Source organism: Nonomuraea sp. NPDC050404 (assembly GCF_040655495.1).
Classification (GTDB): Bacteria; Actinomycetota; Actinomycetes; order Streptosporangiales; family Streptosporangiaceae; genus Nonomuraea.
Genome location: NZ_JBFAKB010000003.1, coordinates 590,909 through 613,644 on the forward strand (window position 1 = coordinate 590,909; position 22,736 = coordinate 613,644).

The 22,736-nt window shown below is 68.7% G+C and carries 22 protein-coding genes and 1 pseudogene; 9 read left to right on the top strand and 14 right to left on the bottom strand.

Features of this window, described 5'->3' with window-relative positions; all coding sequences use genetic code 11:
• Positions 1 to 9 precede the first annotated feature (9 nt).
• The 3 genes from AB0I81_RS11250 (at position 10) to AB0I81_RS11260 (ending at position 2,642) form a co-directional block, all read left to right on the top strand.
• Positions 10 to 1,083 carry a CapA family protein gene (locus AB0I81_RS11250; RefSeq protein ID WP_360653704.1) on the top strand — a complete coding sequence of 358 codons (1,074 nt, stop codon included), beginning with the start codon at positions 10 to 12 and terminating at the stop codon, positions 1,081 to 1,083.
• Positions 1,084 to 1,125: 42 nt separating this feature from the next.
• Positions 1,126 to 1,944 carry an SDR family NAD(P)-dependent oxidoreductase gene (locus AB0I81_RS11255; RefSeq protein WP_360653706.1) on the top strand — a complete coding sequence of 273 codons (819 nt, stop codon included), beginning with the start codon at positions 1,126 to 1,128 and terminating at the stop codon, positions 1,942 to 1,944.
• A 134-nt stretch (positions 1,945 to 2,078) separates the two neighbouring features.
• Positions 2,079 to 2,642 (top strand): TetR family transcriptional regulator, encoded by a 564-nt coding sequence (locus AB0I81_RS11260; protein ID WP_360653930.1) that lies wholly within the window; start codon positions 2,079 to 2,081, stop codon positions 2,640 to 2,642.
• 126 nt (positions 2,643 to 2,768) lie between these two features.
• Here AB0I81_RS11260 and AB0I81_RS11265 read toward each other — a convergent pair whose 3' ends face one another.
• Positions 2,769 to 3,116, bottom strand: a complete 348-nt coding sequence (locus AB0I81_RS11265; RefSeq protein ID WP_360653709.1) for a hypothetical protein — start codon at positions 3,114 to 3,116, stop codon at positions 2,769 to 2,771.
• A gap of 172 nt (positions 3,117 to 3,288) precedes the next feature.
• Between AB0I81_RS11265 and AB0I81_RS11270 the strand changes: the two genes are divergently transcribed.
• Positions 3,289 to 3,819: a tetratricopeptide repeat protein gene (locus AB0I81_RS11270; protein WP_360653711.1), complete on the top strand. Its 531-nt coding sequence runs from the start codon at positions 3,289 to 3,291 to the stop codon at positions 3,817 to 3,819.
• A gap of 239 nt (positions 3,820 to 4,058) precedes the next feature.
• Here the strand turns inward: AB0I81_RS11270 and AB0I81_RS11275 are convergent, their stop codons facing one another.
• The 8 genes and pseudogenes from AB0I81_RS11275 to AB0I81_RS11310 form a co-directional block, all read right to left on the bottom strand.
• A complete protein-coding gene (locus AB0I81_RS11275) occupies positions 4,059 to 4,751 on the bottom strand; it encodes a hypothetical protein (RefSeq protein ID WP_360653714.1) in 693 nt (230 codons plus the stop codon).
• Positions 4,752 to 4,954: 203 nt separating this feature from the next.
• Positions 4,955 to 7,528 (bottom strand): ATP-dependent chaperone ClpB, encoded by a 2,574-nt coding sequence (clpB, locus tag AB0I81_RS11280; RefSeq protein WP_360653717.1) that lies wholly within the window; start codon positions 7,526 to 7,528, stop codon positions 4,955 to 4,957.
• Positions 7,529 to 7,604: 76 nt separating this feature from the next.
• Positions 7,605 to 7,886, bottom strand: a pseudogene (locus AB0I81_RS11285) (helix-turn-helix transcriptional regulator); the annotation flags it as partial.
• 6 nt (positions 7,887 to 7,892) lie between these two features.
• Entirely contained in the window at positions 7,893 to 9,071 is a 1,179-nt protein-coding gene (gene dnaJ / locus AB0I81_RS11290; RefSeq protein WP_360653720.1) for a molecular chaperone DnaJ, read from the bottom strand.
• A 21-nt stretch (positions 9,072 to 9,092) separates the two neighbouring features.
• Positions 9,093 to 9,692 (bottom strand): nucleotide exchange factor GrpE, encoded by a 600-nt coding sequence (grpE, locus tag AB0I81_RS11295; protein WP_360653723.1) that lies wholly within the window; start codon positions 9,690 to 9,692, stop codon positions 9,093 to 9,095.
• On the bottom strand, positions 9,692 to 11,572 hold the full coding sequence (dnaK, locus tag AB0I81_RS11300; RefSeq protein ID WP_360653726.1) for a molecular chaperone DnaK: 1,881 nt from the start codon (positions 11,570 to 11,572) through the stop codon (positions 9,692 to 9,694). Before dnaK ends, grpE begins: the two co-directional genes overlap by 1 nt.
• 248 nt (positions 11,573 to 11,820) lie before the next feature.
• A complete protein-coding gene (locus AB0I81_RS11305; protein ID WP_360653729.1) occupies positions 11,821 to 14,652 on the bottom strand; it encodes a LamG-like jellyroll fold domain-containing protein in 2,832 nt (943 codons plus the stop codon).
• 162 nt (positions 14,653 to 14,814) lie between these two features.
• Positions 14,815 to 15,261, bottom strand: coding sequence for a hypothetical protein (locus tag AB0I81_RS11310; protein WP_360653732.1), 447 nt, complete (start codon positions 15,259 to 15,261; stop codon positions 14,815 to 14,817).
• Positions 15,262 to 15,323: 62 nt separating this feature from the next.
• Here AB0I81_RS11310 and AB0I81_RS11315 point away from each other — a divergent pair, with 62 nt between their 5' ends.
• Both AB0I81_RS11315 and proC read left to right on the top strand, forming a co-directional pair.
• Positions 15,324 to 16,205, top strand: coding sequence for a proline dehydrogenase family protein (locus tag AB0I81_RS11315; protein WP_360653735.1), 882 nt, complete (start codon positions 15,324 to 15,326; stop codon positions 16,203 to 16,205).
• A 60-nt stretch (positions 16,206 to 16,265) separates the two neighbouring features.
• Complete coding sequence (proC, locus tag AB0I81_RS11320) at positions 16,266 to 17,060, top strand: pyrroline-5-carboxylate reductase (protein ID WP_360653738.1); 795 nt, start codon at positions 16,266 to 16,268, stop codon at positions 17,058 to 17,060.
• A 195-nt stretch (positions 17,061 to 17,255) separates the two neighbouring features.
• Here proC and AB0I81_RS11325 read toward each other — a convergent pair whose 3' ends face one another.
• The gene (locus AB0I81_RS11325; RefSeq protein WP_360653741.1) at positions 17,256 to 17,900 is read right to left on the bottom strand and encodes a hypothetical protein; all 645 of its coding nucleotides are present in this window, start codon (positions 17,898 to 17,900) and stop codon (positions 17,256 to 17,258) included.
• Entirely contained in the window at positions 17,897 to 18,544 is a 648-nt protein-coding gene (locus tag AB0I81_RS11330; RefSeq protein WP_360653744.1) for an ATP-binding protein, read from the bottom strand. The genes AB0I81_RS11325 and AB0I81_RS11330 overlap by 4 nt, the downstream gene beginning before the upstream one ends.
• Before the next feature lie 213 nt (positions 18,545 to 18,757).
• Between AB0I81_RS11330 and AB0I81_RS11335 the strand changes: the two genes are divergently transcribed.
• From AB0I81_RS11335 to AB0I81_RS11345, 3 genes are read left to right on the top strand one after another with little or no spacing between them, the layout of a single operon-like run.
• The gene (locus AB0I81_RS11335) at positions 18,758 to 19,504 is read left to right on the top strand and encodes a GntR family transcriptional regulator (protein WP_360653747.1); all 747 of its coding nucleotides are present in this window, start codon (positions 18,758 to 18,760) and stop codon (positions 19,502 to 19,504) included.
• Between the two features lie 10 nt (positions 19,505 to 19,514).
• The gene (locus AB0I81_RS11340) at positions 19,515 to 20,351 is read left to right on the top strand and encodes a phosphoribosylaminoimidazolesuccinocarboxamide synthase (protein WP_360653750.1); all 837 of its coding nucleotides are present in this window, start codon (positions 19,515 to 19,517) and stop codon (positions 20,349 to 20,351) included.
• Positions 20,348 to 20,599: a hypothetical protein gene (locus AB0I81_RS11345; RefSeq protein ID WP_360653753.1), complete on the top strand. Its 252-nt coding sequence runs from the start codon at positions 20,348 to 20,350 to the stop codon at positions 20,597 to 20,599. Before AB0I81_RS11340 ends, AB0I81_RS11345 begins: the two co-directional genes overlap by 4 nt.
• Before the next feature lie 184 nt (positions 20,600 to 20,783).
• On the opposite strand, the gene AB0I81_RS11350 is transcribed toward AB0I81_RS11345, so the two are convergent.
• Genes AB0I81_RS11350 through AB0I81_RS11360 form a run of 3 tightly spaced genes read right to left on the bottom strand, consistent with a single transcriptional unit; the run spans position 20,784 to position 22,701 of the window.
• On the bottom strand, positions 20,784 to 21,032 hold the full coding sequence (locus tag AB0I81_RS11350; RefSeq protein WP_360653756.1) for a hypothetical protein: 249 nt from the start codon (positions 21,030 to 21,032) through the stop codon (positions 20,784 to 20,786).
• Between the two features lie 38 nt (positions 21,033 to 21,070).
• Complete coding sequence (locus tag AB0I81_RS11355) at positions 21,071 to 21,814, bottom strand: ABC transporter permease subunit (protein WP_360653759.1); 744 nt, start codon at positions 21,812 to 21,814, stop codon at positions 21,071 to 21,073.
• Positions 21,811 to 22,701: an ABC transporter ATP-binding protein gene (locus AB0I81_RS11360; protein WP_360653762.1), complete on the bottom strand. Its 891-nt coding sequence runs from the start codon at positions 22,699 to 22,701 to the stop codon at positions 21,811 to 21,813. Before AB0I81_RS11360 ends, AB0I81_RS11355 begins: the two co-directional genes overlap by 4 nt.
• Positions 22,702 to 22,736: the final 35 nt, after the last annotated feature.

Sequence of the window (22,736 nt, forward strand, 5' to 3'; positions counted from 1 at the left end):
GTGCGACAAATGAGACTCCCCCGTGCCCTCCCGGTCTTCGCCGTGGTCGCATCGCTGGTGGCGTGTTCGTCGGCACAGGAGCCGGAGCCGGAACCGCGGCGGGTGGAGCAGCGGGCCAGCGCCTCACCCAAGGAGAAGCCGACGCCGGAGCGCGAGCCGTACACGATCTCCTTCGGCGGGGACGTGCACTTCGAGGGGATGTTGCGGGCGCGGCTGAACAACCCGCGCACGGCGCTCGGGCCGATCGCGAACGTGTTCCGCAAGGCCGACCTGGCGATGGTGAACCTGGAGACGGCGATCACCACGGGCGGGACGCCCGCGCCCGGCAAGCAGTACACCTTCAGGGCGCCGCCCAGCGCGCTCACCGCGTTGAAGGCCGCCGGGGTGGACGTCGCCTCCATGGCCAACAACCACGGCATGGACTACATGGAGACCGGGCTGGCCGACTCGCTGGCGGCGGCCAAGAAGAGCAGGTTCCCCGTGGTGGGGATCGGGGCGGACGCGGCGCAGGCGTACCGGCCCTTCAGAAAGACCGTGAACGGCAACCGCGTCGCGATCATCGGCGCCACGCAGGTGCTGGACGCGGAGTTCATCTCCGCGTGGACGGCCACCTCCGAGCAGGGCGGGCTGGCCTCGGCGAAGGATGAGACGGCTCTGCTGCGCGCGGTACGGCAGGCGCGCAAGAACTCCGACACCGTGATCGTCCACCTGCACTGGGGCACCGAGCTGCAGAAGTGCCCCAACGAGGCACAGCTCTCACTGGCGCCCAAGCTGGTCAAGGCGGGGGCCGACGTGGTGGTCGGCGGGCACGCGCACATCCTGCTCGGCGGCGGCTACCTCGACAACGCCTACGTGCATTACGGCATGGGCAACTTCGTCTTCTACAACTCCACGCCGGGCACGACCGGCAGGACCGGCGTGCTGACGCTGACGATCAACGGGCGGAAGGTGCTCAAGGACACCTGGACCCCGGCCACCATCCAGGGGGGCATCCCGGTGCCGATGACGGGGTCGGCCAGGACCCAGGCGGTGGCCGACTGGAAGGCCCTGCGCTCCTGCGCCGGACTGGCCGCGCGGCCCTGATCGACCTATCCTGTTGGACATATCGTCTAATAGGGGGTCGAGATGCAGAGGGCGTTCGGCGGGCGGCTGGTGGTGGTCACCGGGGCCGGGGCGGGGATCGGGCTGGCGACGGCGCGGGCGTTCGCGGCGCATGGGGCTGAGGTGATTTGCGCGGATATCGAGATGGATGCCGCCAAACGGGCCGCTGACGCTATTGGGAGAGAGCTGGGTGGTACGGCGTACGGGGTTCAGGTTGATGTGGCGAATGCCGACCAGATGGAGGATTTTTCGCGAAATATCATCTCTGAATATGGCGTGCCGGACATTGTGGTGAACAATGCCGGGATCGTGGTCGCCGGCGCGTTCCTCGACCACAGTCTCGAAGACTGGCGCAGGACCATCGACGTCAACCTCTGGGGCGTCATCCACGGCTGCCGCCTCTTCGGCGCGGCCATGGCCGAACGCGGCGAAGGCGGGCACATCGTCAACGTCGCCTCCCTGGCCGCCTTCGCGCCCTCCAGGGTGTTGCCCGCGTACTCGACGTCGAAGGCCGCCGTGAAGATGCTCAGCGACTGCCTCAGGGGGGAACTGGCCGGTCGGGGGGTCGGGGTCAGCGTCGTCTGCCCGGGGTTCGTCTCGACGGGCATCGCCGGGCGTACCACGTACACCGACGGCGGGCTGCGCGAGCGGGCCGTCAGGGCGCTGGCATGGCGCGGATATCCGGCCGAACGCGTGGCTGCGCACATTCTGCGTGCCGTGCACAGAAACGAGGCTGTTGTGCCGGTGAACTTGGAGGGGAAAATCGGCTATGCCCTGTCCCGGATTTCGCCCCGCCTGATGCGCGGGCTGGCCCGGGTTGGCGCAGCTCCGAGAAATCCGTAAATTGGCAGGTAATGATCGCCCATACAGGAGAAGATGAATCCGTGTCTTCGCCGCAAATGGACGACGAGTGCGTCCAACCCAGAGCCCTCAGGCGGCAGCCCGCACAGCGCCGCAGCGCCCGCCGCGTCGAGCGCATGCTCGACGCCTGCGCCGTACTGCTCGACGAGACCGGATACGAGGCCCTGTCCACCACCCGCATAGCCGAGCGGGCGGCCGTGGCCATCGGATCGGTCTACCAGTTCTTCCCCGACAAGCGGGCCATCACCCAGGAGCTCACCAGGCGTAACGTCGAGGAGTTCGTCCGCAGGGTCGATCGCACGTTCCTCGAAGAGGAATACCGCGGCTGGGAGGAAGCCGTGGATGTGATCATCGACATCTACGTGGACATGCACAGGACGGTCCCGGGCTTCAAGAGCCTGCACTTCGGCGATGCCGTGGACCTCAACCTGCTCGACTCCGACTCCGAGAACAACACGGTGATCGCGGGGCGGCTGCGCGGGCTGTTCCTGAAGGAGTTCGGGCTGGCCGACAGCGACGAGCTCGACCTGGCCGTGCTCGTGGCCGTCGAGGCGGGCGACGCGGTGCTGAAACTGGCCTTCCGCCGCGACCCCGACGGCACCCCCGAGATGATCGACGCCGCCAAGCATCTGATCAGAGGATTCCTGGCCCGCCAGCTCAAATCCTGGTCCCCGCGCTGAGGTTCTTCGCGGGAAGGGCTCCGAGCCGCGACTCCTCGCGAGAATGGCCCCGAGTCGGGGCTCCTCGCGGGAAGGGCCCCAGTCGCGGCTCCTCGTGGAAAGGGCCCCGCGCCGAGTGGGGTCGGGTCAGCGTTCGCCGGACTCCCACAGTTCCCTGAGCGGGTCGGCCAGCCAGGCCGGCACGTCACGGAGCCAGGACTTGCGGTGCTCGCGCGTGCCGAGTGCCGTGCCGAGCGCCGTGGCGGGCACCTGCCGCAGCCGTGGCGCGACGGGGGTGCGCAGGCACGGGGCGGGGAAGGAGACCGGACGGGCATCCCTGTTCTCGCGGACGTGCAGGCGCGCCTCCAGCGCCCGGAGGTTCCGCTCGGCGGTCTCGATGGCCTCCAGCCGGGCCGACAGATATCCGGCCACACCGGGAACGAGGGCCGACAACACGACGGCACAGGCCAGCGTGAAGGTCAGATGCCTGGACATGCCCATCACAGTCCCTCCGCTCGCGTGGCGGCAAAGCGACCGGTTTATCCCCCGCGAGCTGCGCGAACACGCGTACTGTGAGCAGGTTTGAACGCGACGTTACCGAATTTGAACGGGACCGGCGATGTGAAATGACCGGGCAAAGAACCGGGTGGCTCGGTAGTCTCGCGGTGTGGCGCATGTGACCCGTGAGCACCTTGATCGTCTGCTGGAGCAGGCCCTGCTGGCCGACGACCACAGTTCCTTGGCCAGCCGGCTGTACGACGTCGCGCTCGACTACTCCACCGGCGATGTCTCCAGGGCTTCCATCCTGGTCCTCGCCGCCGAGGAGTGGCGAGCCGCCGGCCAGCCCGCCCGTGCGATGGAGTGTTTCCAGCGCGCGGTCGAGGACGGCGGCGAGGCGGGTTTCGACCCGCGTGCCGGCATCGCCGACACGCTCTTCGAACTCGACAGACCGGATGAGGCCAGGGAGGTCATCGAGACGATACGCGCGGAGGGCAACGTCTCCACGGCGACCGCGCACACGATCGCCGAGACTCTGGTCGCCTATGGAGACCTCCAAGGAGGGCTCGAATGGGCGACGCAGGCCGCCCTGCGGTGTGACGAGAACGATCCAGAGCAGGTGGCGCTGCTGCGTACCCGCTACCGCATCAGGGTCGATCTCGGGCTCCCCGAGGACGAGTTGGACGAACTCGTCTCCTGAGCCCAGCCTCAGGAGACGACCGCGCGTCCGCTGAGCCCGCCGCTTCCGGCAGGGCTCCCTGAGGAGTACCCGCAGATGATCTCCTGAGTACTCGCAGGTGATCCCCTGAGGGCCCGCGGGCGATTCCCCGAAGGCCCGCAGGCGCTTTCGCCGGAGGGGTCGCGGCCGGGCGACCGCGGCCCCTCCGGCTGTGGGAATCCGGGCGCGGCAGGCACGACCCGCGCCCGGACGTAAATGGCTCATCGCAGTTCGAGACCCTCAACGAGCGCGCCGAACCCGGAGATCGCGGGAGCGCCGCCCGGCAGCTTCGAGGTGCTCTCCACGCCCTCCACCGCCTTGGGCAGCAGGGTGCCGATCAGGTTCTCGCTGACCATGTTGACGGGCTGCTGCAGGTCCATCGGCGACTGGACCCCGCTGCCCTGGACGCGGTTGTGGTAGGGCTCCTGGCCGAGTGTCATCATGCCCGGCAGCTTGTCCTGCAGCGGCGTACGCGGAAGCTGCGGCAGCGACGGCAGCCCCGGCATGCCGGCCACGGTGGACAGATCCGCCATGCCGATCGGACCCGGCGCCATGGGGAACAGCGCGGGCGAGGAGGAGGCCAGCGAGGGCATGCCCCAGTTGGCCGCGATGCCACCGATGTCCGCCGCGCCCAGCACCTCCTTGCCGGTCGCCAGACCGGTCAGGCCGAGGCGCCTGGCCAGCTCGCCGGCGGCCATCGCCAGCGCGTTGCTCTCCTCGGTGATCATGCGGCTGCTGCCCGGCCCTCCGGAGCCCTCACCGAGACCCTGGCCGACGCGCAGGTTGGGAGGCTCGCAGCCGGGTGAAGAGGCCGTGGCGGGTGAAAGCAGCGCGGTCTCGGTGCAACTGTCGGCCGTGGAAGGGCCTGCGAACAGCCAGCTGACACCGGCGGTCAGAGCGGCCACCGCGATCATGCTCCGGATCTTCTGGAATGACACTCGTCCCCCTGATCGGTTTCGGTGATCTGACGAACGCCGAACGTAGTCGCCGGGGCGGCGGGGGTGCGGGCTCCTTGTCCGAAGCTGGGGCGAACCTTACCGAGCGGCGGACCCGATGACCCTGCCATGACACGCCGAGGCCCGGAGATCGCCTGGATCTCCGGGCCTCGAAAAGCGAATCAGGATCCGCGGTTGATGAGCAGTTCGTCGTCGCCCAGCTCGACCAGGACCTGGTCGCCGTCCACGACCTCACCCGACAACACCGCCTTGGCCAGCTTGTCGCCGATGGCGGACTGGACCAGGCGGCGCAGCGGGCGGGCGCCGTACAGCGGGTCGTAGCCGGTCAGCGCCAGCCACTCGCGGGCCGCCGGCGTGACCTCCAGCGTCAGCCTGCGGTCGGCCAGGCGCTGGGCCAGGCGTTCGACCTGCAGATCCACGATCTGCGCCAGCTCCTCCGAACCGAGCGCGTCGAACAGGATCACGTCGTCGAGCCGGTTGAGGAACTCCGGCTTGAACGAGCTGCGCACCGCCCCCATGACCGCCTCGCGCTTCGCGCCGTTCTCCAGCTTGGGATCGACGAGGAACTGCGAGCCGATGTTGGAGGTGAGGATCAGGATCGTGTTGCGGAAGTCGACCGTGCGGCCCTGCCCGTCGGTCAGCCGTCCGTCGTCGAGCACCTGCAACAGGATGTCGAACACCTCGGGATGGGCCTTCTCGACCTCGTCGAGCAGCACCACGGTGTACGGCCGCCGCCTGACGGCCTCGGTGAGCTGCCCGCCCTCCTCGTAGCCGACATAGCCGGGAGGCGCGCCGACGAGCCTGGCCACGCTGTGCTTCTCGGAGTACTCGCTCATGTCGATGCGGGTCATCGCCCGCTCGTCGTCGAACAGGAAGTCCGCCAGCGCCTTGGCCAGCTCCGTCTTGCCCACCCCTGTCGGGCCGAGGAACAGGAACGAGCCCGTCGGCCTGTCGGGGTCGGCGATGCCCGCACGCGTACGGCGTACGGCGTCGGACACGGCCTGTACGGCCCGCTGCTGCCCGATGAGGCGCCGGCCCAGCTCCTCCTCCATGCGCAGCAGCTTGGCGGTCTCCGCCTCCAGCAGCCGCCCGGACGGAATGCCGGTCCACGACGAGATCACCTCGGCGATGTCGTCGGCCCCGACCTCCTCCTTGACCATGGCGTTGTCGGGCGGCGCGGCCTCGGAGGCGGCCTTGAGCGCCTGCTCCAGCTTGGGCACCTCGGCGTACATCAGCCGCGAGGCCGCCTCGAAGTCGCCGTCGCGCTGGGCCCGCTCGGCCGCGCCCCGCGTGTCGTCGAGCTGCTTCTTCAGCTCGCCGACCTTGTTGAGCCCGGCCTTCTCGTGCTCCCAGCGGCCGACCAGGGCGTTGAGCTCCTCCTGGCGGTCGGCCAGCTCCTGGCGGAGCCGGTCGAGCCGCTGGACGCTGGCCTCGTCGGTCTCCTTCGACAGGGCCAGCTCCTCCATCTTCATCCGGTCCACGTTGCGCTGGAGCTGGTCGATCTCCACCGGACGGGAGTCGATCTCCATGCGCAGCCGCGAGGCGGCCTCGTCCACCAGGTCGATGGCCTTGTCGGGCAGGAAGCGGCTGGTGATGTAGCGGTCGGACAACGAGGCGGCGGCCACCAGCGCGCTGTCGGCGATCTGCACCTGGTGGTGGGCCTCGTAGCGGCCCTTGAGCCCGCGCAGGATCGCGATCGTGTCCTCGACCGTGGGCTCGCCCACGTAGACCTGCTGGAAGCGGCGCTCCAGCGCGGGGTCCTTCTCGATGCGCTCGCGGTACTCGTCCAGCGTGGTCGCGCCGATCATGCGCAGCTCGCCGCGCGCCAGCATGGGCTTGAGCATGTTGCCGGCGTCCATCGCGCCCTCGGCGGCTCCCGCGCCGACGACGGTGTGTAGTTCGTCGATGAAGGTGACGATCTGCCCGTCGCTCTCCTTGATCTCGGAGAGCACGGCCTTGAGCCGCTCCTCGAACTCGCCCCGGTACTTCGCGCCGGCCACCATCGCGCCCAGGTCGAGCGAGATCAGCCGCTTGCCGCGCAGCGACTCCGGCACGTCGCCGGCCACGATGCGCTGGGCCAGGCCCTCGACGACCGCGGTCTTGCCGACGCCGGGCTCGCCGATGAGCACGGGGTTGTTCTTGGTGCGGCGGCTGAGCACCTGCACCACGCGGCGGATCTCGGTGTCGCGGCCGATCACCGGGTCGAGCCTGCCGCCCCTGGCGTGCTCGGTCAGGTCGACGCCGTACTTCTCCAGCGCCTGGTAGGTGTCCTCAGGGGTCTCGCTGGTGACGCGGGCGTTGCCGCGTACCTTCTCGAACGCGTCGAGCAGCGCCTGCGGCGTGGCGCCCTGCGACCTGAGCAGCTCGGCCGACTGGCCGCCGTCGGCGGCCAGGCCGACCAGCAGGTGCTCGGTGGAGACGTAGAGGTCTTCCAGGCGGTTGGCGTGCTGGGCGGCGGTGTTCATCACGGTCAGGAGCTGGCGCGAACTCGACGGCGCCCCCACCGTCGAGCCCTGCGCCTTGGGCAGCGACGCGAGCTGCTCCTCCGTGCGTGCCCGCAGCGTGCGCCAGTCGGCGCCGACGGCTTCGAGCAGCGGTACGGCGGTGCCGCCCGTCTGGGAGAGCAGCGTGGTCATCAGGTGAGCGGGAGAGATCTCGGGGTTGCCCTCGGCGGCGGCGCGCCGCATGGCACCCGAGAGCGCTTCCTGGCTCTTCTGGGTGAGCTTGTAGTCCATGTCTTTCCTAGGCCCCCGGTGGCAGCTCGTAACGGATCAGCGCTCTGACCATCCGCATCTCGGCGCGCAGGCGGACAACCTCCTCACGCAGCCGAAGAGCTTCGTTCTCGAGTTCGAGGATCCGTTTGATCCCCGCGAGGTTTATGCCCTCTTCCTGGGAGAGCCGCTGCACCTCGCGGAGCTGGATGATGTCTCTCGTGGAGTAGAGGCGGCCGCGCCCCGCCGTACGTCCAGGACTGACCAGCCCGAGCCGGTCGTACTGGCGCAGCGTCTGCGGGTGCAGACCCGACAGCTGCGCGGCCACCGAGATCACATAGACAGGGGTGTCGTCTGAGAGGTCGAAATAATTGGCGTCCATCGGCTACTACTCGCTTCTGGCTCGCTGAATGAGCTCTGCGCGCGGGTCCTCGTCCGCGTGCGCGGTGTTGAACTCGTTGAGCAGCTCACGCGACTTGTCGTCGAGCGTCTTCGGCACGACCACCTCGACGCTGGCGAGCAGGTCGCCCTTGGTGCCGTCCTTGCGGGCGACGCCCCTGCCGCGCACGCGGAACGTGCGCCCGTTGGGCGTGCCCGCGGGAATGCGCAGCGTGACCGGCATGCCCTTGAGCGTCGGCACCTTGATCTCAGCCCCCAGAGCGGCCTCCGTGAACGTCACCGGCACCGTGATCGTCAGGTTTTCACCCGTCCTGCCGAACACGGCGTGCGCCTTGACGTTCGTCTGGATGTAGAGGTCGCCGGCCGGGCCGCCGTTCTCGCCCGGCGCGCCCTTGGCCTTGAGCTTGACCCGCTGGCCGTCGGCCACCCCCGCGGGAATGCGCGCCTGGATGGTGCGCGTGCTCTTGGCCCGCCCGCTGCCGTCGCACACGGGGCAGGGGTTGTCCACGATCAGCCCGCGGCCCTTGCAGTCGCGGCACGGCTCGGAGAAGGCGAAGTTGCCCAGGTTGCGGCTGGCCGCTCCGGTGCCCTCACAGGTCGGGCAGACCCTCGGGGTCGTGCCCGCCTTGGCGCCGGTGCCGGTGCACGCGGCGCAGGCGGCGGAGCTGGTCAGCCTGAGCGACACGGTGGTGCCCTCGACCGCTTCGGTGAACGTCAGCGTCACCTCGGACTCGATGTCCTGGCCACGCCGGGGCCTGGTGGCGTTGGTGGTGCGGCCGGTGCCGCCCCGGTTGAACAGCCCGCCGAACAGGTCGCCGAGCCGCTCACCCGCGCCTCCGCCGGCGCCCTGCTGCTGGCCGGTGCCGCCGAACAGGTCACCGAAGTCGAACGGGAAGCCGCCACCGCCAGGACGCTGGCCGCCCACCCCGGATCCGAACAGCGTGCGCGCGTCGTCGTACTCCTTGCGGCGCTTGCCGTCCGACAGGACGTCGTAAGCCTCGGAGACCTCCTTGAACTTGGTCTCCTTGGTCGAGTCGCCCTGGTTGGTGTCAGGGTGGTACTGCCTGGCCAGCTTCCGGTACGCCTTCTTGATCTCGTCGGCGGTGGCGGTCTTGGGCACACCAAGGACGGCGTAGTAGTCCTTTTCCAGGTAGTCCTTGGTGCTCATCTACGGCCCCTCGTCCTTGGCTCAGTTGTCGTCGTCATTGGACGCGGCAGGGGCGTCCTCGGGTTCGGCGACGGCCACCCGCGCCGGGCGAAGCACCCTGTCACCCATCCGGTATCCAGGCTGCAACACTTCGACGGCCGTTGGCTCGGTCACGTCCGGCGAATAACTGTGCATCAGGGCTTCGTGGACGGTCGGGTCGAACGGCTCGCCCTTCTGCCCGTACGCGCTGAGGCCCAGCTTGGTGAGCGCCGACTCCAGCGACTCCGCCACCTTCGCGAAGCCGCCGGTCAGCTCACCGTGATCGCGTGCCCTGCCGATGTCGTCGAGCACGGGCAGGAGCTCCGACAGCACCCCGGCGACGGCCTGCTCGCGAACCGCGGCACGGTCGCGTTCGACGCGCCTGCGGTAGTTCACGTATTCGGCCTGGAGACGCTGCAGGTCGGCGGTCCGCTCGGCGAGCTGGACCTCCAGCTCGCCGTCGCCCGCGGGCGCCTGCGGGGCCGCCTGCTGGGCGGCTGCGGGCTCCGTGGGCGTGGGCTCCCTGACCTGGCCCGTCTCGGGGTCGATCTTGCGGTTGTCGCGGATCACCGGCTCCTCTTGCCCGTTGTCACGCGGCGGCATCACTTGTCCTTCTTCGGCTGGTCGTCGTCCACGATCTCGGCCTCGACCACGTCGTCGTCGGCCTTCTGGCCCTCACCGGCGTCGGCCGTGGCGTCGCCCTGCGGGGCGCCCTCGGGGCCGGCCTGCTGGCCCTGGCTCTGAGCGTAGATCGCCGAACCCATCTTCTGGCTGACCGTGGCGAGCTTCTCCGCGTTGGTGCGGATGACGTCGGTGTCGGTGCCCTCCAGAGCCTTCTTCAGCTCGGCCAGGGCCTCGTTGACCTCGGTCTTGATCTCGCCGGGGACCTTGTCGTCGTTCTCGCGCAGGAACTTCTCCGTCTGGTAGGCCAGACCGTCCGCGTTGTTGCGGACCTCGGCCTCCTCGCGGCGCTTCTTGTCGTCCTCGGCGTAGGACTCGGCCTCGCGCATCATGCGCTCGATGTCGTCCTTCGGCAGCGCGGAGCCGCCGGTGATCGTCATCGTCTGCTCCTTGCCCGTGCCCAGGTCCTTGGCGGAGACGTTGACGATGCCGTTGGCGTCGATGTCGAAGGTGACCTCGATCTGCGGGATGCCGCGCGGCGCCGGCGCGATGCCGGTCAGCTCGAAGGTGGCCAGCTTCTTGTTGTAGGAGGCGATCTCGCGCTCACCCTGGAAGACCTGGATCTGCACCGACGGCTGGTTGTCCTCGGCCGTGGTGAAGACCTCGGAGCGCTTCGTCGGGATCGTCGTGTTGCGCTCGATGATCTTCGTGAAGATGCCGCCCTTGGTCTCGATGCCCAGCGACAGCGGGGTCACGTCGAGCAGCAGGACGTCCTTGACCTCACCCTTGAGCACGCCGGCCTGGAGAGCGGCGCCGATGGCGACGACCTCGTCCGGGTTGACGCCCTTGTTGGGCTCCTTGCCGCCGGTCAGCTCCTTGACCAGCTCGGAGACGGCGGGCATACGGGTCGAGCCGCCCACGAGCACCACGTGCGCGATGTCGGCGACCTTGATGCCGGCGTCCTTGATGACCTGGTGGAACGGGCCCTTGGTCCGCTCGAGCAGGTCGGCCGTCAGGCGCTGGAACTCACTGCGGGTGAGCTTCTCGTCGAGGTGCAGCGGGCCCTCGGAGGAGGCCGTGATGTAGGGCAGGTTGATGTTGGTCTCGGACTGGCTGGACAGCTCGATCTTGGCCTTCTCGGCCGCCTCGCGCAGGCGCTGGAGCGCCATCTTGTCCTTGGCCAGGTCGACGCCGTGCGCGTTCTGGAAGCGCTTGACGAGCTCGTCCACGACGCGCTGGTCCCAGTCGTCACCGCCGAGGTGGTTGTCACCGGAGGTGGCCTTGACCTCGACGAAGCCGTGGCCGTCCTCCTGGCCGACGTCGAGCAGCGACACGTCGAAGGTGCCGCCACCGAGGTCGAAGACCAGGATCGTCTGGTCCTGCTCCTTGTCGAGCCCGTAGGCGAGGGCCGCCGCGGTCGGCTCGTTGATGATGCGCAGCACGTTGAGGCCCGCGACCGTGCCGGCCTCCTTGGTGGCCTGGCGCTGGGCGTCGTTGAAGTAGGCGGGAACGGTGACCACCGCGTCGGTGATCTTCTCGCCCAGGTACGCCTCGGCGTCCTGCTTGAGCTTCTGCAGCACGAAGGCGCTGATCTGCTGCGGCGAGAACTTCTTGCCGTCGATCTCCTGGGACCAGTTGGTGCCCATCTCCCGCTTCACCGAGCGGATCGTGCGGTCCACGTTGGTGACGGCCTGCCGCTTGGCGACCTCACCGACGAGGACCTCACCGTTCTTGGCGAAGGCGACCACGGACGGCGTGGTCCGCGAACCCTGCGCGTTGGCGATGACGGTGGGCTCACCGCCTTCGAGGATCGAGACGACGGAGTTGGTCGTCCCCAGGTCGATACCTACCGCACGTGCCATGAGTACGTCCTTGTAGTCAAAGTTGAGTCGATTGGACTCAACCTATGGATGCGTGTCGTCTTTGTCAAACGACTTGAGCCTACTCGACTCAACCTCAATGAGCGCGCCCGCATTCCCGACGAAACGACAAGAACGGGCGTGATAGTCCACACCAGGCGTAACGGGACAACCAGCTCGGCGGTTCCTGGAGAAAGGGCGGACCCCCGGCACGGTGGGTGCGTGTCCGGGGGTCCGCGGGGGAGATGGTCCTAGAGCGGGGTGTTCATGTCGGTGTGGATCTGGGCCGGGGTGAGTGCCCGGTCGTAGACGCGTACCTCGTCGATGAGGCCCTCGAAGTACTCGCCCCAGAGGCTGTTGCCGCCGATGCGCAACACGCCGTCGTCGGTGCGGATGGGGCCGTCGGTGACACGCTGGCCCACCTGGGTGCCGTTGACGTACAGGCGCAGGGTGGTGCCGTCGTAGGTGGCGGCCAGATGGCTCCAGGTGTTGAGCGGCAGCGAGGCGGTGCCGCCGATGTCGGCGTCGCCGGTGGTGTGGATGGCGGTGTGCGGGCGGTTGCTGTCGCTGCCGGCGGTCAGGACGTAGGCCAGGCCGTCCTCGTGTTGTTTCATGACGACGGTCCGCCAGCTCGTGACGGCGGCGGGCCTGACCCAGGCTTCCACGGTCATGCCGGTGGTCAGGCGGAGGGCGGCGGCGTCGGGGACGGTGACCCAGCTCGATGAGCCGTTGAAGGACAGCGCCGGGCCGTACCTGCCGGTGGCCGACCAGGTGGTGTCGGTGAGCGTGCCGGTGTTGCCGTCGACGGAGTCGGCAGTGGTGGTGCCGGTGTTCTCGTTCATGGGGTAGGCGGCCACCAGGCCGGGCGGATGCGGCGACTGCTCGAACGTCGCCGTGTACGTCGTGGCCGTCGCCGGCGCGTGGAAGTTGTGCGTCGCCGCGCCGCCGTCCGACCAGGAGCCGAACGCGTAGGTGTCCTGCGGGGACGGCGCCGTGATCGCGTTGCTGGAGTTGGCGATCACCGTCCTGGTGAACGGCGTCTGCGTCACCTCCTGGTTGAACCCGAGTTGCAGACCCGGCGGATCGCTCTGGAAGGTGAGGTTCACGGTCTTCGGCTGCAGCAGCACGCTCGCGGTGTCGCTCAGCCCGAACTCGTCCGTCACGGTCAGGCGCAGCTCCAGATGCGAGGGGTACTCGTGGTCGGGCGCCTGGAAGGAGCCGGACGCGCCGGTGTACCTGGTGATCTCGTGCGTGTGGCAGGCGCCGGGGCAGTGGTGCATGATCAGGGTCCACTCCATGCGGGACCCCGGGACCGTGCCCTCCTCCGGGTCGGCGCCCGTGCCGGAGAAGTTGATCGTGTCTCCCACCGCCCAGGTGAGGGTGGCCGCGGGGGAGCCGATCGTCGCCGTCGGCGCGGTGTTGCCCACGTTGATGGTGACCGTGGTGTCGTCCTGGCCGCCCTTGTCGTCGCGTACGCGCAGCGTGACGACGTACGAGCCGATCTGCGTGTACGTGCGCGAAGGAGTCGCCGAGGCGGAGTCGTCGAGTTCGCCGTCGCCGTCGAGGTCCCAGGCGTAGGTCATCGGGTCGCCGTCGGCGTCGGTCGAGCCGGTGGCCGAGAAGTCCACGCTCAGCGGGACGCCGCCGGACGTGGGCGTGGCATCGATCACGGCGTTGGGCGGGGCGTTGTTGTAGATGTAGCGGACGATCGTGCCGTTGTCGTAGTCCACCGCGAACAGGTCGCCGTTCGGGCCGGTCTCCAGCTCCACCGTGCCGATGCCGGTGTCGAACGTGCTCAGCGTGGCCGGGTCCGGCTGGCCGTTCGCGCCCTCGGTCATCACCCAGACGCACCTGCGGCTGTAGTCGGAGAAGAACAGGGCCCCGTCGTAGGACTCCGGGTAGGTGCCTTCCTCGTAGAAGGCGACGCCGCTGGAGGAGGACTGGTTGCCGGGGGCGCAGGTGTCGCCGGTGTAGAGGCGCCGGCCGTGGTTCCAGGCGTAGAACGGCTGCGTGTGCGCCGAGGCGCCGGCGGCGTAGAGGTTCTCGCAGATCGTCAGGTTCAGGGCGTCGTAGCTGACGTCCCTGCCCTGGCCCTCGTAGCAGGGCCAGCCGAAGTTGGCCACGCCGGCGGTGGGGTCGGCGATCCGGTTGATCTCCTCGTACGCGCCCCAGCCGACATCGCCGGACCAGATCTCGTCCGTGCCGGGACGGGTGGCGAAGCGGAACGGGTTGCGCAGGCCGTTGGCGACGATCCTGGCCACGTTGGGATCTGAGCTGCCGGCGTTCGGGTTCCCGGCCGCAGCCGCCCCCGTATCCGGATTTATCCGGATGATGGTGCCGTCGAGGCCGGCCGGGTCGCCGCTCGTCCGCACGTCCTGGGACCGCAGCGCCCCGCCCTCGGCGTTCGGCGGGCTCAGCGCCGTGCCCACCGCGTTCGGCGGGTCGCCGCACGGATTGTCCGGCACCACGTCCGAGCTGGTCAGGTGGTCCTGGCCGTAGTCGGGGAACTCGAAGCTGGCGCCGTCACCGGCGGAGGCGTACAACATGCCGTCGCGGCCGAAGCGCAGGTCGCCGACCGAGTGGCTGGGGTACTGCTGGCACCAGTCGGTGATCAGCGGCGTCTCAGCGCCGGTGGGGGAGATGACGGACAGGCGGCCGGTGATGCGGCAGCCGTCCTCGGTCGGCCCGGGAGGGGAGGCGCAGCCGTCGAAGTCGTCGTCCGGCAGACCCCAGCGGGGCGCGCCGCCGCCGGGCTCGGCGTCGTGCGAGTAGAGCACGTAGACGCGCTGGTCGGCGGGGAAGTTCGGATGCAGCGCCAGGCCCAGCAGGCCGCGGTCCCAGAAGTCGTGCACGCGGGTGCGCAGGTCGGCGTACACGGTGGGGGTGGTGTCCGTGAGTGAGTCGAAGACCTTGATGTAGCCGCCCTTCTCCGCCACGAAGACCCGCCCGTCGGGGGCGAACTCGACGTTGGTCGGGGCGACCAGGCCGCTGAAGACGGTCTGTTTCTGGAAACGTTGCGGCAGCGCCGCCGCCTGCGGGGCGAGCACCGCGAGGCCGGTCAGGATCAGGGCAGCAGAAACCAAGCAGCGTAAGAGCCGTCTCAAGGGTTCCCCCATTGGAGCGTGACATCACCTTCGGCGCCCCCACGCCACGGTGTCTTGATCGATGTATCGCAAGCAATCGATCATTTGTCACTGGGGTTGTCCGCAAGTGGACAGATCACGTCTTGACGCTCGGCAGACGGCTCAGGTCTTGGCGCCATCCACGATCTTCCGCTTGCCCAGGGCCTTCTTGAGCTTGACCGTCGTGGTCTTCTCGACCGCGATCATGATGCACGACATGTTCTTCGCCTTGGGCGCGGTGCCTTCGTACAGGGTGACCGTGACCTTCTTGCCGGTCTCCTTCACCTTGACCCGGTCGAGCACCGTGCACGGCTCCACCCCCGACCACCAGGTGAGCTGGAGCTTCTTGCCCTTCGAGACGGCCTTGGCCTTCTCGAAGCGGATCTTGCGCACGTTGATCGCGTTGCCCGTCGCCTTGACGTGCTTGGGGCCCTTGGGAGGCTCGCTGGTGACCGGGTTCGATACGACCGGAGGCTTCGCCGGGGTCACGGAGGAGGCCTGCTGCACGGGTTGGGCCGTACCGCAGCCCGTGGCGAGGGCCAGGCATCCGGCCACGAGAGTCGCTGTCATAGTCCGCATATCCCTACGACGGATCACGCCCGCCGATGGTTCAGTTGTTTAGTGTGGGTCACGTGCTCCGTCAGGCCATGCTCGCCCTCTCCAGGAGTCCGCGCGCCGAGCGGCTCGTCACCATCTCGCCGCTGACGGCGGACGTGGTCAGGCGCTACGTCGCCGACGACATCGGCGCGGTGATCGGCGAGCTGACCCGGGGCGGTCTGCTCGTCAGCGTCGACCACCTCGGCGAGGAGGTCGCGGACGCGGCGCAGGCCGAGGCCGCCGTCGCCACCTACCTGTCGCTGCTCGACCTGCTGCCCGCCGGCGCCGACGTGTCGGTCAAGCTCACCGCGCTCGGGTTGCGGCAGTCGCAGCGGCTCGCGCTCGGCAACGCCGCCGCCATCTGCGCCGCCGCCGCGGACAGGGGTGTCACGGTGACGCTCGACGCCGAGGAGCACGACACGATCCCCGGGCTGCACGCCGTGCACGCCGCGCTGCGCAGGGATCATCCCGACGTGGGGGTGGTGGTGCAGGCGTACCTGCCGGACTCGCTGGAGCGCTGCGAGCGGCTCGGCGGTGCCCGGGTACGGCTGTGCAAGGGCGCCTACACCGCTCCCGGCGCCTACACCAGGCCGGTCGACATCGATCGTGCCTTCGTACGGTGCCTGAAGATCCTCATGGCCGGCACCGGCTACCCCATGGTCGCCACGCACGACCCCAGGCTGCTGCGCATCGCCGCCACGCTCGCCGTGCTCGACGGCCGCGACGTGACCGGCCTGGAATACCAGATGTTGTATGGCGTGCGCCCCGACGAACAGGCCCGCCTGGCCGGACTCGGCTCACGCATGCGCGTCTACGTCCCCTACGGCGCCGACTGGTACGCCTACCTCATGCGCCGCCTGGCGGAACGCCCCCGCAACCTGGCCTTCTTCCTGCGCTCCCTGCTCTCGCGCCGATAACGGGCGCAGGTGCCGCGATAAGCTGCAGGGTCAGCGTCTGTCTTTCTTTGAGGGGTCGAAATGATCGCGATTCTGGGCACGGGCAAGATGGGCGAGGCCCTGCTGTCCGGGTTGTTGCGGGCCGGGTTCAAGCCCGGCGACATCATGGCGACCACCCGCAGGGCCGAACGGGCCCAGGCGCTGCGCGAGACCTATGGCGTGCGGACCGTGTCCAACGCCGAGGCCGCCAAGTCCGCCGACACCCTCATCCTGGCCGTCAAGCCGCAGGACATGGGCACGCTGCTGGCCGAGATCGCCTCCTACGTGCCCGCCGAGCGCCTGGTGATCAGCGCCGCGGCCGGCATCACCACCGCTTTCGTGGAGCAGCGGCTCGGCGTCGAGGTGCCGGTGGTGCGGGTGATGTCCAACACGCCGATCAGGTTCGACGAGGCGATGAGCGTGATCTCGGCCGGGGCGTACGCGGGCGAGGAACACCTCAAACTCGCCGAGGGCCTGCTGCAGCCGGTCGGCAAGGTCCTGCGCATCCCCGAGTCGCAACAGGACGCCGCCACGGCCCTGTCCGGCAGCGGCCCCGCCTACTTCTTCTACCTGGTCGAGGCCATGGTGGACGCGGGCATCCTGCTCGGCATGCCCCGCGCCGCCGCCCTCGACATGGTCACCCAGTCGATCGTCGGGGCCGCCGTGATGCTGCGCGACTCGGGCGAACACCCGGTGATCCTCCGCGAGGCCGTCACCTCCCCGGGCGGCACCACGATCGCGGCCATCGCGGAGCTGGAACGCCACAGCGTGCGCGCGGCTTTCCTGGCCGCCATCGAGGCCGCCCGCGACCGCGGCCGCCAACTCGCCTCCGGCTGAAAGACATCCATCCTTTACGGCACAGCCAACGACACCGCCACCCACCGCACGTGGCTGATGGCCTCCAGGAAAACGCCCGCTGACCCCGCACGGGGCCGGCCGCCGCCACGTGCGCACACTTGACCACCTAAGTGGTTCGAGGGCGCTGTGGTGTCATGCGCCTTGGCAGGAGCCGCCCCAACACCTCGCTCCGGGCTAAGGGATCTTCACCGGCCCTCGTGGAAGGGGACGAGGGGCGGGTTCCAGATCATCCAGCGTGACGAGAAGCTGCACGGCGAGCGCGTACTCCAGGCGGTGGAAGGCATCCAGCGGGATCACGGACTGGCTCTCCGTGGTGATGATCGTGCCGTGGGACGGGCGCAGGAGGTTGCCGAGGACGCCGTAGGGCTCCGTGTGGCCAACCATGTGGACACTCGCACCTCGCCGCAGGCGCGGGCAGGTGGACACCGCCTCCGGGATGCAGTCGGCGCACGTCGGTGGGGCGTTGGTGTACCCCTTGCGGGCAGGATCGTTGTCCGGATCGTCAGCCGGCAACCACGAGACGCGGCCGTCCGGCCCCGTCGCCGACCGGGCGCACACCTGGCACAACAAGCGAGTCATGCAGCGGCGCTGCCTGAAGCAGTTGACCGCCTTCCACTCCGGCCGGCCACCCCGTTGCTGTCCCTGACGTGCCCACAGCACGCCAAAGTGGAAGTCCTCCGGTATGGCGTCGGCGTAGCTGAGCCGCATCCCGTCCGTAGCGCCCGGATCCGGGACGAACGCCAGTGGCAGCGACACCGTTTCCTCGCTGCACGCGGTGATGTACGGTACCCGCAGCCGGGGCGGCGCGACACCGGTCATGACGTCCCGTCATCCGACTGACGGCGGCGTGCGGCGGCACACAAAACCTCATACAGGGACACTGCGGGGGCTCTTCCATTCGTTCCGGCCACGGCATCCGCCATATGTCCACCACTCCCGGCGCTCCTCCGTTCCCGGCCAGGTCGATCCTTCGTCGTCCTATACCTGAGGCCTCCCGTGTCTGCCTTCTCCGATGCGGGCAACTCTATGAGCGCCCACACCACGCAACCCCGTCCGGGCCAGCGCACGCCCCACTCCTTGGCGAGGCTCCCGACCAGATGGAGCCCACGCCCGTCGTTCTGGATTGCCGCTGTCGGTGTCCGCGGATGGGGCACCTTCGCCGATCCCTGATCGATCACCTTGACGAGCAGCCTCGTGGGACCGTCCAACTCGAACTCCACCCGCACCCGACCGCCCGGCAAGCCGGACCGGGTGTGTGTGATCGCATTCGCTGTCAACTCGGTGAGCACCAGCAACACGTCGTCGATTTCATCGCCGACCGGCACGCGCAACACGACGCGCGCGCAATGCCGCGCCACCGGCACCGACGCCGGAAGGCCTGGCAACCAGAAGCCGCCCACGGCCTGCTTGGCGTCCCAGACAGGAACCCCAGTCCAGGCGGCCAAGTCGGTGGGAACCGACATCCCTCCTCCTCTCGCTGCAAGGCTTGCACTAGTTCAAAGTTAGCTACGCACTAGTTCAATGTCCAGAGCTTCGGCCGTACAACATGAGGCGCGGCATCGTGGCCTTGGTCTTCCGCCGACTTCTCGGCATGCGGGGGCGATGCTGGGACATTTGGACTAGTGCATTACAATGCGTTGCACTAGTCCAAATGTTGTCGCTTGGAGTATGCACTCATGGCACCCGAGTTGAACCGCCCTGACCCTCCTTACCTCCAGATCGTGAAGCACTACCGCGACAAGATCATGTCGGGGTCGCTGCGTGAGGGTGACCGGCTGCCCACTGGGCGCCAGATCTCGGAGGAGTGGGGCGTCGCGATCGCCACCGCCACCAAGGTCATCACCACGTTGCGCGGTGAGGGCCTTGTGGAGGCGACGCCTGGCCGTGGAACCATTGTGAAGACTCAGGCGGCCTCCCATTCCCCCACCGATCGAGCGTTTGCGATCCGCCGTACCGGAAGGATTTACCCGCCGAACGAGCGCGCCAGGATCGAGACGGCTGAGCTTGTCCAGGCGGACGGGCGCGTCGCTGACGCCCTGGGCGTCGAGGTGGACAGCTCTGTGATCCGCCGTCAGCGGGTGACGTACCGCGATGGCCAGCCGGTGTCGGCGTCCACTTCCTGGTTCGCCGGCCAGTTGGCCGACGTGGCTCCCCGCCTGCTGGAAACCGACCGCATCGTGCAGGGGACCTTCGGCTACATCGCGGAGACCACCGGGCGCGTCATCAAGTACACACGTGACCAGCACGCGGCCGACAACGCCACCCAACAGGATGCCCACGATCTGGGCATTCCTGAAGGATCACCAGTCCTACGCGGCCGCAACTGGGTGTACGACGGTGACGGCGTCGTCATCGAGTACGGCGAGTACGTGAACACGGCGGGGCGCTGGCAGACCTACGAGTTCGAAATCCCGGACAACTGAGAGGAACACTGTGGAACTGGTTCACTCCGGCAAGGTGCGTGACGTTTACGCGGATGGCGACGATCTGATCCTGGTGGCGTCGGATCGCGTCTCCGTCTACGACGTCGTGCTGCCCACGCCGATCCCCGGCAAGGGGAAGATCTTGACTCAGTTGTCGCTGTGGTGGTTCGACCAGCTCGCCGACGTCTGCCCTAACCACGTGCTCAGCACGGACGTCCCTGACGAGTGGGCCGGCCGCGCCGTACGAGTCCGCCGCCTGCAGATGCTGCCTGTCGAGTGGATTGCCCGCGGCTACCTGGCCGGCCTGGGCCTGGAGGAGTACCGCAAGACCGGCGCGGTGAGCGGGGTGCCGCTTCCTGCCGGGCTGCTGGAAGGGTCACGGCTGCCCGAGCCGATCTTCACGCCGACGACCAAGGCCACGGTCGGGCACGATGAGTTCATCACCTTCGACGACGTCGCCGGCGAGCTCGGCGAGAACACCACCGCGCACCTGCGGGACGTCACCCTGGAGATCTACCGGCGCGGGGCCGAGATCGCCGCCGAGCGCGGCATTGTCATCGCCGACACCAAGCTCGAGTTCGGCCGCACGCCGGACGGCCAGTTGGTCCTGGCGGACGAGGTGCTCACCTCCGATTCCTCCCGATTCTGGCCGGCCGACTCCTGGGAGCCGGGCCGTACACAGCACGCGCTGGACAAGCAGTTCGTCCGCGACTGGTCCTCCACCCTCGACTGGGATCGCACTCCGCCGGGGCCGGCGATCCCCGACCACATCGTGGAGGCCACCCGGGCACGGTACATCGAGGTCTACGAGCGAATCACCGGGACCAAGTGGGAGGACAGCAAGTGAGCACCATGCGGTACTACGACCCCGCGCACCTGGTGCGCGAAGTGCGCGAGCTGCTGCACCTGCAGGGCATCGACACCGACCGGCCAGGCGACGAACGCCTGGCCGCCGCCGGAGCGTCGATGCTGCTGCGCGGCCTGGGTGTCACACCCGCCATGGACGGCGCCGACGCACTGACCCGGGCCATGGATAAACCGTGGGTGGAAACCGATGACCAGGCGGCTGCACCTCGAGCCGCCTCGACGTCCTGACCGCACGTTTCTCCAGGTCTGTCGCCGCTCTGGCAAGAACGCAACCGAGCCTTCTCCCCGCACTTCGGCAGGTGGGAAAGAAGGCTCGGTTGACGTTAGGCGGTCCATCGCGACGGCGAGGACCAGGACCAGTTCGTGATACCGCTGATCGAGGCATGCCCGAGAGGTCGGGTGTCGCAGATGATCACCCGGTGTTCCCACCTGGCTCGTTGCGGATGATGTCTTCCGAACGGGCAGCCAGGTCGTGTTCAGCGTGCATCGTCTTGGCGAACGGGAAGCGCCGGACACAGCCGTCTTCGAGCGGAGGAGCCTTATCGGGCAGCTGGCTCGGAACGAGCCGCAGAACGACCGCACGCACCGCCCGCGCCTGGTCCGGGGTGAGCCGGTCAACCAAGCGGTGAAGATCTTCGTAGTCCTCATAGGCCACGCTCATGGTGTCGAATCTATGCCAGCTCCCATCACCGCGCGGTGTCAGGCGTCGCGGCGGCGCAGAAGTATTGCTCCCATGATCGTGGCGACGGCGATCCAGATCAGGTAGACGCCGAACCCGCTCCACGGCCCCAGCGAGCCGCGCTGCGGCGACAGGCTGACCAGCAGCATGCCGGCGTTGGTGGTGAAGTACTCGGCCACGGTCTGGCCCCATTGGCCCGGCAACTGGTTGGCCACCTGGGGCAGCACCAGCATGAGTGCGATGGCCGACACGACCGCGCCGGGCGTGTGCCGGATGAGTGTGCCCAGGCCCAGGCCGAAGACGCCGCAGGCGGTCAGGTAGAGGGTGGCGCCGAGCACGGCCCGCAGGGCGTCGGTCAGCGTGATCGCCGGAGGCTGCGTGATGAGCAGGCCGACGCCGATCGCGACGGCCGAGGCGATCGCGCAGACGACCAGCGAGGTCGCGGTGAACACGACGAGCTTGCCGGTCAGCAGGCGCATTCGCTTGGGCACGGCCATCAGGGAGGTGCGGATGCCGCCGGTGCGGTACTCGCTGGAGATCACCAGCACACCCAGCGTGGCCATGGAGAGCTGGGCCAGCATGACGCCGGCCAGGCTCACCGCGAGTGCCTGGTCGATGCGGATGGGACCGTCGGCGTTGGACTTGACGGCGGCGGCGAGCAGCCCGGAAAGGCCCACCATCAGTACGGCGGTGACGGCCAGCGTCCACACCGTCGAACGCACCGAGCGGATCTTGGTCCATTCGGACCGGAAAATGTCGATCATGCGGAGAACTCCAGGCTGTCTTTGGTCAGCTCCATGTAGGCCGCTTCGAGCGAGGGCTGCACGAACGTCAGCTCCTCCAGCGGGATGCCGGCCCGCGCCGTCAGGGTGCCGATCTCCAGGGTGCTCATCGCGGTCACCCGCAGGTGGTCGGAGTGCAGTTCGGCCACCTTGACCAGGTCGGCGACCTCGGCCAGCCGGGGGGAGCGCACGCGTACGTAGCCCTGGGAGCTGCGCCCGATGAACTCCTCCACGCTGGTGTCGGCGATGAGCCGCCCCCTGCCGATCACGATCAGGTGGTCGGCGGTCTGCGCCATCTCGCTCATCAGGTGGCTGGAGACGAACACCGCCCGCCCCTCCGCCGCCAGCTTGCGCATGAACGTGCGGATCCACAGAATGCCGTCGGGGTCGAGGCCGTTGACGGGCTCGTCGAACAGCAGGATCTCCGGGTCGCCGAGCAGTGCGGCGGCGATGCCGAGCCGTTGCGCCATGCCCAGCGAGAAGCCGCCGACCCGCCGCTTGGCCACCTCGCGCAGGCCCACGATCTCCAGCACCTCGCTCACCCTGCTCGCGGGGATGCCGTTGCTCTGCGCGATGGCCATCAGGTGGTTGCGCGCGTTGCGCCCGCCGTGCACGGCCTTGGCGTCCAGCAGCGCGCCCACCTTGCGCAGCGGGTGCTTCAGCTCCGCGTACGGCCGGCCGTCCACGACCACCGAACCGCCCGAGGGGTGGTCGAGACCGAGGATCATGCGCATGGTGGTGGACTTGCCCGCGCCGTTCGGGCCGAGGAAACCGGTCACCTGGCCCGGCTCGACGTCGAACGACAGGTCCGCCACGGCGGTGGTGCCGCCGTAGCGCTTGCTCAGGTTCCTTGCCCGAATCGCGGTCATGATCCAAGCGTGCCGTCGCGCGCGCCGGGTTTCTT